The 14,396-nt window shown below is 67.9% G+C and carries 14 protein-coding genes and 1 riboswitch; of the genes, 11 read left to right on the forward strand and 3 right to left on the reverse strand.

Annotated features, from left to right (window positions below; translation table 11 throughout):
- Positions 1 to 110: 110 nt before the first annotated feature.
- The 9 genes from GNX71_RS01070 to GNX71_RS01110 all read left to right on the forward strand — a co-directional run bounded on the left by GNX71_RS01070 (position 111) and on the right by GNX71_RS01110 (position 7,897).
- The gene (locus GNX71_RS01070; protein WP_206176612.1) at positions 111 to 845 is read left to right on the forward strand and encodes an IclR family transcriptional regulator; all 735 of its coding nucleotides are present in this window, start codon (positions 111 to 113) and stop codon (positions 843 to 845) included.
- 42 nt (positions 846 to 887) lie between these two features.
- On the forward strand, positions 888 to 1,640 hold the full coding sequence (locus GNX71_RS01075) for a transporter substrate-binding domain-containing protein (protein WP_206176613.1): 753 nt from the start codon (positions 888 to 890) through the stop codon (positions 1,638 to 1,640).
- 7 nt (positions 1,641 to 1,647) lie between these two features.
- A complete protein-coding gene (locus tag GNX71_RS01080) occupies positions 1,648 to 2,316 on the forward strand; it encodes an amino acid ABC transporter permease (RefSeq protein WP_042576940.1) in 669 nt (222 codons plus the stop codon).
- Between the two features lie 130 nt (positions 2,317 to 2,446).
- Positions 2,447 to 3,019, forward strand: a complete 573-nt coding sequence (locus tag GNX71_RS01085; protein WP_206176614.1) for a HutD family protein — start codon at positions 2,447 to 2,449, stop codon at positions 3,017 to 3,019.
- Between the two features lie 22 nt (positions 3,020 to 3,041).
- Positions 3,042 to 4,268, forward strand: coding sequence for an imidazolonepropionase (gene hutI / locus GNX71_RS01090; protein ID WP_206176615.1), 1,227 nt, complete (start codon positions 3,042 to 3,044; stop codon positions 4,266 to 4,268).
- Complete coding sequence (locus GNX71_RS01095; protein WP_206176616.1) at positions 4,265 to 5,653, forward strand: formimidoylglutamate deiminase; 1,389 nt, start codon at positions 4,265 to 4,267, stop codon at positions 5,651 to 5,653. The genes hutI and GNX71_RS01095 overlap by 4 nt, the downstream gene beginning before the upstream one ends.
- 7 nt (positions 5,654 to 5,660) lie before the next feature.
- A complete protein-coding gene (hutG, locus tag GNX71_RS01100) occupies positions 5,661 to 6,485 on the forward strand; it encodes an N-formylglutamate deformylase (protein WP_206176617.1) in 825 nt (274 codons plus the stop codon).
- Between the two features lie 40 nt (positions 6,486 to 6,525).
- Positions 6,526 to 7,575 (forward strand): homocysteine S-methyltransferase family protein, encoded by a 1,050-nt coding sequence (locus GNX71_RS01105; protein ID WP_206176618.1) that lies wholly within the window; start codon positions 6,526 to 6,528, stop codon positions 7,573 to 7,575.
- Between the two features lie 13 nt (positions 7,576 to 7,588).
- Positions 7,589 to 7,897 carry a hypothetical protein gene (locus GNX71_RS01110; RefSeq protein WP_206176619.1) on the forward strand — a complete coding sequence of 103 codons (309 nt, stop codon included), beginning with the start codon at positions 7,589 to 7,591 and terminating at the stop codon, positions 7,895 to 7,897.
- Positions 7,898 to 7,973: 76 nt separating this feature from the next.
- Here GNX71_RS01110 and GNX71_RS01115 read toward each other — a convergent pair whose 3' ends face one another.
- Positions 7,974 to 8,894, reverse strand: coding sequence for a LysR family transcriptional regulator (locus tag GNX71_RS01115; RefSeq protein ID WP_206176620.1), 921 nt, complete (start codon positions 8,892 to 8,894; stop codon positions 7,974 to 7,976).
- Positions 8,895 to 8,994: 100 nt separating this feature from the next.
- Here GNX71_RS01115 and GNX71_RS01120 point away from each other — a divergent pair, with 100 nt between their 5' ends.
- Positions 8,995 to 9,432, forward strand: a complete 438-nt coding sequence (locus GNX71_RS01120) for a PACE efflux transporter (protein WP_206176621.1) — start codon at positions 8,995 to 8,997, stop codon at positions 9,430 to 9,432.
- On the opposite strand, the gene GNX71_RS01125 is transcribed toward GNX71_RS01120, so the two are convergent.
- Together GNX71_RS01125 and GNX71_RS01130 are read right to left on the reverse strand one after the other, a co-directional pair.
- A complete protein-coding gene (locus GNX71_RS01125; RefSeq protein ID WP_206176622.1) occupies positions 9,365 to 10,351 on the reverse strand; it encodes a lipase secretion chaperone in 987 nt (328 codons plus the stop codon). The genes GNX71_RS01120 and GNX71_RS01125 overlap by 68 nt on opposite strands.
- A 19-nt stretch (positions 10,352 to 10,370) precedes the next feature.
- Positions 10,371 to 11,408, reverse strand: coding sequence for a triacylglycerol lipase (locus tag GNX71_RS01130; RefSeq protein WP_206176623.1), 1,038 nt, complete (start codon positions 11,406 to 11,408; stop codon positions 10,371 to 10,373).
- Positions 11,409 to 11,548: 140 nt separating this feature from the next.
- A riboswitch (S-adenosyl-L-homocysteine riboswitch) is annotated at positions 11,549 to 11,622 on the forward strand.
- A gap of 22 nt (positions 11,623 to 11,644) precedes the next feature.
- On the opposite strand from GNX71_RS01130, the gene metH reads away from it, so the two are divergent.
- Complete coding sequence (metH, locus tag GNX71_RS01135; RefSeq protein WP_206176624.1) at positions 11,645 to 14,392, forward strand: methionine synthase; 2,748 nt, start codon at positions 11,645 to 11,647, stop codon at positions 14,390 to 14,392.
- Positions 14,393 to 14,396 lie beyond the last annotated feature (4 nt).

The raw sequence follows: 14,396 nt of genomic DNA on the forward strand, positions 1-14,396 counted from the left end.
AACGGCCCGATTCCCACCGAATGGGAATCAAGGCTTGGATGTGGGAACGGCGGGCAAGATACTGCACGCCGGCTCCCCACTTCACGACATCCAGCGACAGCCCCAGCAAGATGACGCCCCCGACCGACACCCCTGCCCACAATGACCGCGCCCTGCAGGTGCTGTCTGTGCTGGCGCAGAGCAAGGTGGCGATGACGGCGGCCGAGCTCGGGCAGGCCACCGGCCTCGTCAAGAGCACGCTGTACCGCCAGATCGCCACGCTGCGCCGCTGGGGCTTCGTGATGGAGTCGGATGGACGCTACTCGCCGGGCCCGGTGAGCGTGCAACTCGCAAGCGGCTTCGACGGCAACTCCGATCTTGTGATGGCCGCCCGCGCCGACATGCGCGCGCTGGTGCAGCAGAGCCACGAGAGCGTGGCGCTGGTCACCGCGGTGAACGACCGCGTGGTGTGCCTGGAGATGATCGACAGCGAACATTCGCTGCGCTGCTCGTTCGACCGGGGCCGCAGCGTGCCGGCCAGCGATGGCGCGAGCGCCAAGTGCCTGCTCGCGCACATGCCGCTCGACCAGCGCGATGTCTTGCTCGACGGCCTGGGCGAGAGCCCGGAGCGCCGCGCCGAACGCGCCGCCGAGCTCGATGCAATCCGCGAGGCCGGCCATGCCGTGACGCAGGGCGAGGTCGATGCCGGCGTCTGGGGCGCGAGCGCACCGGTGCTGGCCTCGGGCCGGCGGCTGCGCGGCGCGATCACGCTCATGGCGCCGATCACGCGCGTCGAGGGCATGGAAGCTGCATTGCTCCACATGACCGTCGTCACGGCGGCACGCATCTCTCGCGCGCTCCAGTAGCCAGTCGCTCCTACCTTTTTCAAACCCACGAAAGCCTTCACCATGAACACCCGTCGCACCCTTGTTGCCGCCGCACTCTCCGGCCTGGCGCTCTTCGGCTTCGTCGGCGCCGCCCAGGCGCAAGGCGAGCCGCTGCGCGTGGCCACCGACGCCACCTTCCCGCCGATGGAGTTCGTGGAAAACGGCAAGCGCACCGGCTTCGATGTGGAGCTGGTCGAGGCCATCGGCAAGACGCTGGGCCGCAAGATCGAATGGATCGACATCGACTTCAAGGGACTCGTGCCGGGCCTGATCTCCAAGCGCTTCGACATGGCCGTCTCGGGCATCTACATCACCGACGAGCGCAAGAAGGTCGTCGACTTCACCGTGCCGTACTACGCGGGCGGCCTCGTCGTGATGGTGAAGGACGGCAACACCGCCATCAAGACCCCGGCCGACATCAACGGCAAGAAGGTCAGCGTGCAGGTGGGCACCAAGTCGGTGTCGTACACCAAGGAGAAGTTTCCGCAGGTGCAGCTGATGGAAGTCGAGAAGAACCAGGAGATGTTCAACCTCGTGGACATCGGCCGTGCCGACGCCGCCGTCACCGGCAAGCCCGCCGCCTACCAGTACGTGCGCACGCGCGGCGGCCTGAAGGTGCTGCCCGAGCAGATCACCACCGAGGAATACGGCATGGCCATCCGCAAGGACACGCCCGAGCTCACCAAGGCGGTGAACGGCGCGATCGAGAAGCTCAAGGCCGACGGCACTTACGACCAGATCGTGAAGAAGTGGTTCAGCGCCAACGCCAAGTAAGCGCGCGATGGATCTCGACTTCTCACCGGTCTGGCAGGGCTGGCCCGACCTGCTGCGCGGTGCGCTCGTCACGGTGGAGATCACCGCGTGCGCGCTCGCGCTGGGCTGCGTGCTCGGCCTCATCGTCGGCATCGGCCGGCTGAACCCGAAGCGGCGCTGGATCTACGGCGTGTGCACTGCGTATGTGGCGGCCATTCGCGGCACGCCGCTCTTGGTGCAGCTGTTCATCCTGTTCTTCGGCCTGCCGCACTTCGGCATCCTGCTGCCGGCCTTTTTGTGCGGCGTGCTGGGGCTCGGCGTTTATTCCGGCGCGTACGTCTCGGAGATCGTGCGCGGCGCGATCCAGTCGATCGACAAGGGCCAGACGATGGCCGCGCAATCGCTCGGTATGACGCCCGGCGTGGCGATGCGCCAGATCGTGCTGCCGCAGGCGGTGGTACGGATGATTCCGCCGCTGGGCAACGAGTTCATCGCGCTCATCAAGAACTCGGCGCTGGTGTCGCTGCTGACCATCCACGACGTGATGCACGAAGGGCAGAAGATCATCAGCGTGTCGTATCGGTCGCTGGAGGTGTACCTGGCCATCGCGCTCGTGTACTTCGTGCTGACCGGCACGATGACGCTGGTGCTGCGGCACTTCGAGCAGAAGCTGCGGCAAGGCGGGTTGATGCGATGAGCGTGCTTCGTGTCTTTCTCCCTCCCCCGCTGGGGGAGGGTAGGGGTGGGGGCACGACGGCCTCGACCCAAGCACGGCGCTCGTTGGGCGCTGCCCCCATCCCAGCCTTCCCCCAGAGGGGGAAGGAGCAATGACCCGGGTGCAGCGCTTTTCCCGGGCTACGTTGCCAGTGACGCCCTGGAAGAACGGCGGCGGCACCACGCAGGAGATCGCGAGCTGGCCGCAAGGCGCGGGGCTCGACAGCTTCGGCTGGCGCGTGAGCATCGCGACCATCGCGGCGGCCGGGCCGTTCTCGGTGTTCGCGGGCATCGACCGCAGCATCATGCTGCTCGAAGGCGACGGGGTGCGGCTCTTCACGCACGACGGGCGCATCGATCGCCGGCTCGATGTGCCGCAGCAGCCCTTTGCCTTCAGCGGCGACGACGCGATCGATTGCACGCTGCTCGGCGGCGCATCGAACGATTTCAACGTGATGACGCGACGTGGACAGTGGCGTGCCGATGTGCGCGTGCTGGTCCACGCGGCGGTCATCGAAGCCGCACCACATGGTGTGTTGCTGGCCTTGCGCGGCGCATGGCGGCTGAATGACGAGGCCTGCACCGAGGGCGAGGGCTTGCAATGGGCCGACGCAGCACAGGCCTGGCATGCGGTGCCCGAGAGTGAAGACGCGCGGCTGGTGGCGGTGCGCATCGTGCCGGCGTAACCTGCAGAAAGAGAACAAGACGATGAAACCTGCGAACGAATATCCATCGGCCGACGGCCTCTGGACCGGCCTGCGCCTGGCGACCGACGCCGGCACCGAAGCCGCCATCGTGGTCGCGCAAGGCGCGATCCGCTGGGTCGGCGCACGCAGCGCATTGCCCGCCGAGTTCGCGGGGCTCGCTGTGCACGACGGCGGTGATGCACTCGTCACGCCCGGCCTTGTCGATTGCCACACGCACCTTGTCTACGGAGGCCAGCGCGCGAACGAATTCGCGATGCGGCTCGCGGGCGCGACATACGAAGAAGTGGCGAAGGCCGGCGGCGGCATCGTCTCGTCGGTGCGCGCCACGCGCGAGGCCGATGAAGACACGCTCTTCGCGCAGGCCGCACCGCGCCTCGAACAACTGCTGGCCGATGGCGTCTGCGCCATCGAGATCAAGTCGGGCTACGGCCTTTCGCTGGAGCACGAGCGCAAGCAATTGCGCGTGGCTCACCGGCTCGGCGAAGCGTATGGCGTCACCGTGCGCACCACCTTCCTCGGCGCGCACGCACTGCCGCCGGAGTACACCGGCCGCAGCGGCGACTACATCGACCTCGTGTGCCGCGAGATGCTGCCCGCGCTCGCGGCCGAAGGGCTGGTCGATGCGGTGGACGTGTTCTGCGAACGGATCGCCTTCTCGCTCGCGGAAACCGAGCAGGTCTTCCAGGCCGCCAAGGCGCTGGGCCTGCCGGTGAAGCTGCATGCCGAGCAACTGTCGGACATGGGCGGCGCCGCGCTCGCCGCGCGCTACGGCGCGCTCTCTTGCGACCACATCGAGCACCTGTCGGCCGACGGCATCGAAGCGATGCGCCAGTCGGGCACCGTCGCCGTGCTGCTGCCGGGCGCCTACTACACGCTGCGCGACACGCACCTGCCGCCCATCGAGGCGCTGCGTGCGGCGGGCGTGCCGATGGCCGTGTCCACCGATCACAACCCCGGCACCTCGCCGACGCTGAGCCTGCTGCTGATGGTGAACATGGCGTGCACGCTTTTCCGCCTGACGGTGCCTGAGGCGCTCGCAGGTGTCACGGTGCATGCGGCGCGCGCGCTGGGCCTGGAGGCCACGCACGGCGCGATCGCCGAAGGCATGCCCGCGAACTTCGTGCTGTGGAACGTGCGCGATGCGGCCGAGTTGGCCTACTGGTTCGGTCAACGCTCATTGCGCACCTCGGTGCGCCAGGGCCGCATTGCGGTGGAGAACGCGGCATGACGACGACGCGCACGCTTTTCGCAGCCGATGCGCTGCTGCCCGCGGGCTGGGCGAAGAACGTCCTGCTGTCGTGGAACGAGGCCGGCCAGCTCACGCAAGTTCAGCCTGCCACGCAACGGCCCGCGGGCACGCAAGTGGCGGCCGGCCCCGTGACCCCCGGCATGCCCAACCTGCACTCGCACGCCTTCCAGCGCGCGTTCGCGGGCCTCACCGAACACCGCGCCGAACAGCACGACAGCTTCTGGAGCTGGCGCACGTTGATGTACCGCTTCGCCGCGCGCCTCGGCCCGCAGCACATGGAAGCCATCGCGACCTGGCTCTATGCCGAGATGCTCGAAGCGGGCTACACCAGCGTGTGCGAGTTCCAGTACGTGCACCACGACACCGACGGCCGCCCCTATGCCGACGACGCGACCCTGAGCCTTGCGCTGCTGCGTGCCGCGCGGAAGGCCGGCATCGGCTTCACGCTGCTGCCGGTGCTCTACCAGACCGGTGGCTTCGGCGATGTGCCGCCCACAGAAGGGCAGCGCCGCTTCATCCGCTCGACCGACTCGATGCTGCGCCTGCTCGAGGCATTGAAGCCGGTGTGCGACGAGCAAGGGGCGCGGCTGGGCATGGCGCCGCATTCGCTGCGCGCGGTGCCGCCCGAGGCATTGCGCGATGCGATCACGGGGCTCGAAGCCATCGACCGCACCGCACCCATCCACATCCACATCGCCGAGCAGACGAAGGAAGTGGACGACTGCGTCGAGTGGAGCGGGCTGCGCCCCGTCGAGTGGCTGCTCGACCACGCGCCGGTTGATGCGCGCTGGTGCCTCGTCCACGCGACGCACATGAACGACGCCGAGTACGAATACGCCGCCAAGAGCGGTGCGGTCGCGGGCCTGTGCCCGACGACCGAGGCGAACCTCGGCGACGGCATCTTCGATTTCTCCAAGTGGCGCGGCCATGGCGGCGCATGGGGCGTGGGCTCCGACAGCCACGCCAGCGTCAACGCGGCGGAAGAACTGCTGATGCTCGAATACAGCCAGCGCTTCGCCAGGCGCCAGCGCAACGTCGGTGCGAGCGCGGCGCAGCCGCATGTCGCCACCGCGCTCACGCTCGAAGCGGTGCAGGGCGGGGCGCAGGCCTCGGGCCGCGCGGCCGGCGGGCTTGCCGTGGGGCAGCAGGCCGACTTCATCGTGCTCGATGCGGCGCACGTTGCGCTGCAAGGCTTGCCCGCGCCCGACATGCTCTCGGCGCATGTCTTCGCGAGCCATCGCACTTCCGCCATCGATGCGGTCTGGGTGGCCGGCCGCGAGCGCGTCTCGGGCGGGCGCCACGCGCTGCACAACGAATCCGTGTCCGCCTTCGTGGCGGCGCGCACCCAACTCCTCCAGGACTGAAACCACCATGGCCTTCACCACCGCCGAACCGGCGTTCCGCTTCCGCCAGGGCACGCGCCCGCTGCTGATCTCGATGCCGCACGTCGGCACCCACGTGCCGCCCGCGCTGGCCGCCCGCCTCACCGACGAGGCGCGCCATGTGCCCGACACCGATTGGCACCTCGAGCAGCTCTACGACTTCGCCGATGAACTCGGCGCCTCGGTGCTCGTGGCCACGCACTCGCGCTACGTGATCGACCTGAACCGTCCGCCGGATGGCGCGAGCCTCTACCCGGGCCAGAGCGTCACCGGCCTGTGCCCGGTCGACACCTTCGACGACACGCCGGTCTACGCTTCCAAAGACGACCTGCCCGATGACGCGGAAATCGCCGCGCGCCGCGATGCGATCTGGGTGCCGTACCACCGCCAGCTGCAGGCCGAGCTCGACCGCCTGAAAGCCGCGCACGGCACCATCGCGCTGTGGGACGCGCACTCGATCCGCTCGGTGCTGCCGCGTTTCTTCGAAGGCAAGCTGCCCGACCTGAACCTGGGCACCGGCAACGGCACCAGCTGCGACCCGGCGCTGGCCGCCACGCTGCTGGGCATCGCCGAATCGGCCACGGGCTACACCGGCGTGCTCAACGGCCGCTTCAAGGGCGGCCACATCACGCGCCAGTACGGCAACCCGGCCGGCGGCGTGCATGCGGTGCAGCTGGAGATGACGCAGTCGAGCTACATGCAGGAGACGCTGCCCTTCGACTACTTGCCCGAGGTGGCGGCCGGCGTGCAACCGCATGTGCGGCGGATGATCGAGGCGGTGCTGGCCTTCGTCGAGGGCTCGTCAAAGCACTGACGGACGGCAGGGCAAGCCTCCTTTTCTACAATCGGAGGTTATGAAGCCCGTCGTCTATACCCGTGGCCAGGCATTGGCCGGCATCCTCGAAAAGCGCATCGCCATCCTCGATGGCGCCATGGGCACGATGATCCAGCGCTTCAAGCTCACCGAGGAGCAGTACCGCGGCGAGCGCTTCAAGGACTTCGAGCGCGACGTGAAGGGCAACAACGAACTGCTCTCGCTGACGCGGCCCGACGTGATCTCCGACATCCACGAGGGCTACCTCGCGGCCGGCGCCGACCTCATCGAGACCAACACCTTCGGCGCGACCACCATCGCGCAGGAGGACTACAAGATGGCCCACCTGGCGCGCGAGATGAACCTCGAATCCGCCAAGCTGGCGCGCGCGGCCTGCGACAAGTTCAGCACGCCCGACAAGCCCCGCTTCGTGGCCGGCGCCCTTGGCCCGACGCCCAAGACCGCGAGCATCAGCCCCGACGTGAACGACCCGGGCGCGCGCAATGTCGATTTCGAATCGCTGCGCGCTGCTTACTACGAGCAGACCGAAGCGCTGGTCGAAGGCGGCGCCGACGTGATCCTGGTCGAGACCATCTTCGACACGCTCAACGCCAAGGCCGCGCTGTTCGCGGTGGACGAGTATTTCGACAACAGCGGCGAGCGCCTGCCGCTGATCATCAGCGGCACCGTGACCGACGCCTCGGGCCGCATCCTGAGCGGCCAGACCGTCACCGCGTTCTGGCACAGCGTGCGGCATGCGCGCCCGCTGGCCATCGGCCTCAACTGCGCGCTGGGCGCGGCGCTGATGCGCCCCTACATCCAGGAACTGGCGCGCGTGGCGGGCGACACCTTCATCAGCTGCTACCCGAATGCCGGCCTGCCGAATCCGATGAGCGACACCGGCTTCGACGAGACGCCCGATGTCACCTCGCGCCTCCTGCACGAGTTCGCGGCCGAGGGACTGGTGAACATCGTGGGCGGCTGCTGCGGCACGACGCCGGACCACATCGCGGCGATCGGCCGTGCGGTGGCGCCGGTGCCAGGGCGCCTGCTGAACAACACCGCCGGCTTCTACAGCGAAGCCGCCTGAGCCAGTGCAACGCGTGGGCGCTGCCAGGCTTCGATTTGCAGGGCTCGCGCTCTTGATGTCGGCGCTCGCAGCGGGTTGCAACGACACCGGCAAGCCGCCTTCGTGGGACACGCTGCTGTCCGGCCGCATTGCTGATGCGCGCCCCGACTGCAAGGTGAGCGTGCCCCTGCCCGGCAAGATCGCGGTGGCCTGCCCCGGTCTGAAGCCGGCCATCTTCGAGGTCGCGCCCACGGCCGCCTACTGCCAACGCGGGCCGCGCGATTGCGAGTTCGCGGTTGCGCAGATGGTGTTGATGTTGCCGCCGCCGTCCCCGGCGCCTTGAGAGCGATCCGTCGGGGGAGCACCCGGTGTCCTGTGCGCCCGGCCCGAACCGGCTGTTCACCCAACGGCGTAACGCATCAGGGATGCACATTTTTCGGCGCATGGGCCGCCTGCCGATCCCGCGCGATCAGCGCCACGAAGCGCTGCGCGCCCAGCCCCAGCGGGCGCTCCCTGGACCACACCACATCGACCCACAGGTCGAGCCCGTTGCTGAGGTTCTCGAACGGAATCTCGACCAGCGCGCCCGCCGCCACATGCGGCCGCGCGAAATTGCGCGGCAGCCAGCCCCAACCCAGGCCCGCGGTGATCAGGCTCAGTGCCGCCAGCGCGTTGTCGGTGCGCCAGACGTGGCGCGCGAACACGAAGCGCGGGTCGCTGGTGGCCAGGTCGCGCCCGGCGACGACGATCTGGCGCGTGTTCGTGAGGTGTTCTTCCCGCAGCCGCTCGCCGGCCGCTGCGACGAGCGCCGGGTGGTCGGGTGCCATCACGGCCACCATGGTGTCGCTGCCGACTTCCTGAAAGCCTTCGCGGCCGTCCAGGCTCGGGCGCTCGAACACCAGCGCCAGTTGCGCGCGGCCGCTGTGCAGCAGCGCGAGCGCGTCGGCCTGCGGCGCAGCCAGCACCTCGACCTGCAGCAGCGGGTATTCCTGCGCCAGCTCGGCCAGCGGCCCGCTCCAGGGCGCGGCCAGGAGTTCGGGTGCGATGGCGAGCGTCAGGCGGTTTTCCAGGCCCTGGGTGAGCGCGAGCGCCTGCACCTGCAGTTGCTTCAACTGCGCCGCGAGCATCCGCGCCTGCGGTTCCAGCGAACGGGCGGCGGCGGTGGGCTGGGGCTCGCGGCCCTTGCGATCGAACAGGGGCAGGGCGAGCTCGGCTTCCAGGCCGGCGATGGCCATGCTCACGGCCGACGGCACCTTGTGCAGCGCCCGCGCGGCGGCCGAGAAGGAGCCGTGGTCGATCACGGCCAGGAACACCTCGACGTTGTCGCTGGAGAAGGCCATGGCGTCCGATCTATCAATTTAATTGAAATAAGATGACTTTTTATATCAGTAAATAGCAAATAAAGTCCACCCATCGCATTCAAGTTCAAGAGGAAAAGTCATGCAAGGGCTCCAGCGTCGTGTCGTCTACATCTCCCTGTACGAGGGGATCGCCATCGTGTGCGCCAGCGCCGGCCTGGCCCTGATGACGGACGCCGGGCTCGGCCATTCCGGCGTGCTGGCGGTGGCCGCGTCGGTCGTCGCGGTGATCTGGAACCTGATCTTCAATGCGCTCTTCGAGCGCTGGGAATCGCGCCAGGCCGTGCGCGGGCGCAGCCTGCGCCGCCGCATTGCCCACGCCATCGGCTTCGAGGGCGGGCTGATCGCGTTCCTGGTGCCCATGTTCGCCTGGGGCCTGGGCGTGACGCTCTGGCAGGCGCTGGTGATGGACCTGGGACTGGTGCTGTTCTTCCTGGTCTACACCTTCGTCTTCAACTGGGGCTTCGACCGGGTGTTTGGCCTGCCGCGCTCGGCGCAGGGCTCTGCCCAGGCTGCGTAAGAGGCCGTGATCCCCGCAGCGCCAGCGCGCCGGCCTGGCGCAGGCGCTCGCGCTCGTTGAACAGCGACTCGCGCAACTGCTCCTGCTGGTCCGGAGGGGCGCTGGCGTACTGGTCCAGGCGGCTGTTCCAGTCCTGGTTTTCCTGGTCCAGCGCGGCCAGCTGGCGGGCCGCCTCGTAGCCGTAGGCGGCGCTGCGTTCGGCAAAGCGCTCCTGGGCGCTGGCACCGCGCGCGTTCATGGCGTCGGTCTGGCGCTGCACATCGACTTGCGCGGTGAAGGCGCGCCGCTGCTCGCGCTGCTCCGGCGTGAGCAGGGCTTCCTCGCTGCGCCTGGCGGCGGCCTCGCGCTCCTCGGGCGTGAGGTTGGCGTCGCGGGCGAGCGCCATCTTGTCGGCCATGAGGGTGTCCTGGCGGATCTCGTCGCCGAAGAGGCCTTCGATTTCCTCGGGCGCGAAGTACCTGCGCCGCACCTCGGCGCGCGCCTCGATGGTCTTGCGCAGCGATGCGGGGTCGCCGGCGTCGGGCGGGGGCAGGGCCTGCATGGCTTCCTGCATGTCGATGTAGCGCTCCAGCAGCCCCATGGCGCGCGCGACCAGTTCGGCCGGCAGTCGCTTGGCGAGCAGGCCGAGCGCCATCGCCATGAAGGCGGCCTTGCCGGTGGCCTGCGCCTCGGCGAGCGCGCTCTCGAAGATGACGATCAGCGACGGGTTCAGCATGGCGTCGGGGCCGGGGCGGGCATCGCCGGACGGCTGCATTGCCGGCGCCGTGCCGCTTGGGCCGGTGGTGACGGCGGAAGTTGCCGCCACCGTGTCCGGGGCGTCGGCTGGCGGCAGCCCGTCCACCAGCCACCATCCGCCGAGGATGGCGAGCACCGCAGCGCCCGCCATCGCACTGAGCTGGAGCGGCCTCGTCTTTTTCACGAGAGGGCGCCTCGCATCGTCAGAGGCCCGCGCTCTTCAGCCGCGCCGCCTGCTCCTGGTAGAGCTGCACCGGCTTCTTCTCGAACAGCGTCCAGAGGCCCGCGTAGGTCAGGCCGAAGAGTTGGTTGACCTCGTCCAGGTGGTTCTGGCGGTAGTCGCCCAGGTGCGTGCCCAAGCGCGTGGAGCACACGGCCAGGAGGCCGTCGTTGGTCTCGCTCCCGAAGGCGACGAGGCTCAGCCCGCCCATGGCCACGTCGCTCGCATCGAACGCGTTGGTGAGCGGCTGCACGCCGGACCACGAGTAGTAGCGCACGCCGTTCGCCTCGGCCGGTCCGCTCTTCACGTCGCACGAGGAACCCGGGGCCGGACGGCCTTGAGGAAACTTCTTGTCGAAGGCCGCGCCGCCCACCGTGGTGAGCGAATTCAGCGCGTTCAGCGGCACTTCGGGCAGCTGGCTCGGGTCCTTGCCCGAGATGGCGCCCAGCAGCAGCATCGCGAGCCGCAGCGTCTCCGCGACCACCGCCTCGGAGGCGCTGCCCTCGGGAATCTTGCGCAAGAGGTCCGCCACCTTCGATCCGCCGTTGGCCCCGCCCACCGAGGTGACCGAGGCGACCAGCCCGGGTTCCACCGCCGCCACGTAGCGCGCGGTGGGCGCGCCCTGCGAGTGGCCGATGAGGTTGAACTTGAGCGACGGGTTGCCCGAGAGCGCCCGCAGGTTCTTGAGCTCCTGGATCAGCTGCTCGCCGCGAATCTCCGAGCTGTTGGCGCCCGAGACCTGGGCCACGTACACCTTCGCGCCCGCGCCGGCCAGGCTCTCGGGGATGCGATAGAAGTAGTCGATGCCCAGCACGTTGTCGAAGCCGAAGAGGCCGTGCACCAGCACGATCGGGTTCCTGGTCTTCGCTTCGCTGGATGTCACCCGGGCCTGGACCTGCGTGGGGGTGTCGGTGATGGCCGCCTGGCTCAAGGTTGTTGTCCCCACCATGCTGAAAAGCAATGCGGCGCAGACCGGGCGGGCGGCGAGGCGCAGCAGCCTCGAATTCCTCTTTCTTGGCATATGTTCATTCCTTTGTTTTCAAATAAAAACACGAACGTTCGTTCTTCGACGAATTGCGCGCCCGCATTCTGTGGGGGGTGCATGTGGGGCCTGACTAGGGCTTTCCCGCGGGCGCGGGCGAACGCCCTTAAAATGCATCCCCTCCCAAGGAGCGTTGCAGCGGTCCGCCCGGCGGGCCGTCAGGCTTGGGATCTCAAAACGACGCTCGCCTGTCCGTTCCTTTCGCAGGTGAGCCCATGGCGCAGACCCCACAGATTTCCGTTCCCCCCATGAAGTTGTCCGGCCTCGAGCCGGTCGCCATCGGCGAGGGCACGCTGTTCGTCAACATCGGCGAACGCACCAACGTCACCGGTTCCAAGGCCTTCGCGCGGATGATCCTGAACGGCCAGTTCGAAGAGGCCCTGGCCGTTGCGCGCCAGCAGGTCGAGAACGGCGCCCAGGTGATCGACATCAACATGGACGAGGCCATGCTCGACAGCAAGGTCGCGATGGTCCGGTTCCTCAACCTCATCGCGAGCGAGCCCGACATCGCGCGCGTGCCGGTGATGGTCGACAGCTCCAAGTGGGACGTGATCGAGGCGGGCCTGCGCTGCATCCAGGGCAAGGGCATCGTCAACTCCATCTCCATGAAGGAGGGCGTGGACAAGTTCAAGCACGAGGCCAAGCTGGTCAAGCGCTATGGCGCCGCCGCCGTGGTCATGGCCTTCGACGAGAAGGGCCAGGCCGACACCTACGAGCGCAAGGTCGAGATCTGCGAGCGCGCCTACCGCATCCTGGTGGACGAGGTGGGCTTTCCGCCCGAGGACATCATCTTCGACCCGAACATCTTCGCCATCGCTACCGGCATCGAGGAGCACGACAACTACGCGGTCGACTTCATCAATGCGGTGCGGTGGATCAAGGAGAACCTGCCGGGCGCCAAGGTGTCGGGTGGCGTGAGCAACGTGAGCTTCAGCTTCCGCGGCAACGACCCGATGCGCGAAGCCATCCACACCGTGTTCCTGTACCACGCGATCAAGGCGGGCATGGACATGGGCATCGTCAACGCCGGCATGGTGGGCGTGTACGACGACCTGGAGCCCACGCTGCGCGAGCGCGTGGAAGACGTGGTGCTCAACCGCCGCCCCGACGCCGGCGAGCGCCTGGTGGAGATCGCAGAGACCGCCAAGAGCGGCGCCAAGGACGAGAGCAAGCGCCTCGAATGGCGCGGCACGCCCGAGCAGCCGGTGCACGTCAACCAGCGCCTCTCGCACGCGATGGTGCACGGCATCACCGACTTCATCGTGGAAGACACCGAAGAGGCCTACCAGCAGATCCTGGCAACGGGCGGCCGTCCGCTGCACGTGATCGAAGGCCCGCTCATGGACGGCATGAACATCGTGGGCGACCTGTTCGGCGCCGGCAAGATGTTCCTGCCGCAGGTGGTGAAGTCGGCGCGCGTGATGAAGTCCGCCGTGGCCCACCTCCTGCCCTACATCGAGGAAGAAAAGCTGCGCGACGAGGCCGCCGGCCGCGACGTGCGCACCAAGGGCAAGATCATCATCGCCACTGTGAAAGGCGACGTGCACGACATCGGCAAGAACATCGTCACCGTCGTGCTCCAGTGCAACAACTTCGAAGTGGTGAACATGGGCGTGATGGTCCCGTGCCACGAAATTCTGGCGCGCGCCAAGGTCGAGGGAGCGGACATCGTGGGTCTCTCGGGCCTGATCACGCCGAGCCTGGAAGAGATGCAGTACGTGGCCGGCGAGATGCAGCGCGACGACCATTTCCGCATCAAGAAGATCCCGCTCATGATCGGCGGCGCCACCACCAGCCGCGTGCACACGGCCGTGAAGATCGCGCCGCACTACGAAGGCCCCGTGGTCTACGTGCCCGATGCATCGCGCAGCGTGAGCGTGGCGCAGTCGCTCTTGAGCGACCAGGCCACCGCGTACATCGACGAGATCAACGCCGACTACGAGAAGGTGCGCACGCAGCATGCCAACAAGAAGCAGGTGCCGATGTGGCCGCTTGCCAAGGCGCGCGCCAACAAGACGCCGATCGACTGGTCGAACTACGTGCCGCCCGTGCCCAAGTTCATCGGCCGTCGCGTGTTCAAGAACTTCGACCTCACCGAGCTCGCCAAGTACATCGACTGGGGCCCGTTCTTCCAGACCTGGGATCTCGCGGGGCCGTTCCCCGCGATCCTGAAGGACGAAGTCGTCGGTACCGAGGCCGTGCGCGTGTACGCCGACGGCCAGCGCATGTTGAAACGCCTGATCGAGGGCCGCTGGCTCAGCGCGAGCGGCATCGTCGGCTTCTGGCCCGCCAACACGGTGAACGACGACGACATCGAGCTCTACACCGACGAGACGCGCAGCGAAGTCGCGCTCACCTGGTATGGCATGCGCCAGCAGACCGAAAAGCAGGTGATCGACGGCGTGACGCGCCCCAGCCGCTGCCTGGCCGACTTCGTCGCGCCGAAGGACAGCGGCCTGAAGGACTATGTGGGCGTGTTCGCGGTCACCGCGGGCCTGGGCGTCGAGAAAAAAGAGAAGTACTTCATCGACGACCTGGACGACTACTCGGCCATCATGTTGAAGGCGCTGGCCGACCGGCTGGCCGAGGCCTTTGCTGAATCGCTGCATCACCGCGCGCGTACCGACCTCTGGGGCTACGCGCCCGACGAGGGCCTGAGCAACGAGGAGATGATCGGCGAGAAATACCGCGGCATCCGCCCCGCGCCCGGCTACCCGGCCTGCCCGGACCACAGCGTGAAGGGCCCGATGTTCGACCTTCTGGCGTGCGCGGACATTGGCATGACCCTGACGGAAAGCCTCGCTATGATGCCCGCCGCCAGCGTCAGTGGTTTCTACCTGAGCCACCCCGATGCGACGTACTTCAACGTCGGCAAGATCGGGCACGACCAGTTGCAGGACCAGGCCGCGCGGCGCAAGGAGAGCGAGTCCGATCTCGAACGGCTCCTCGCGCCCAACCTTTGAACCT

The sequence above is a fragment of the Variovorax sp. RKNM96 genome, from assembly GCF_017161115.1.
Lineage (GTDB): Bacteria > Pseudomonadota > Gammaproteobacteria > Burkholderiales > Burkholderiaceae_C > Variovorax.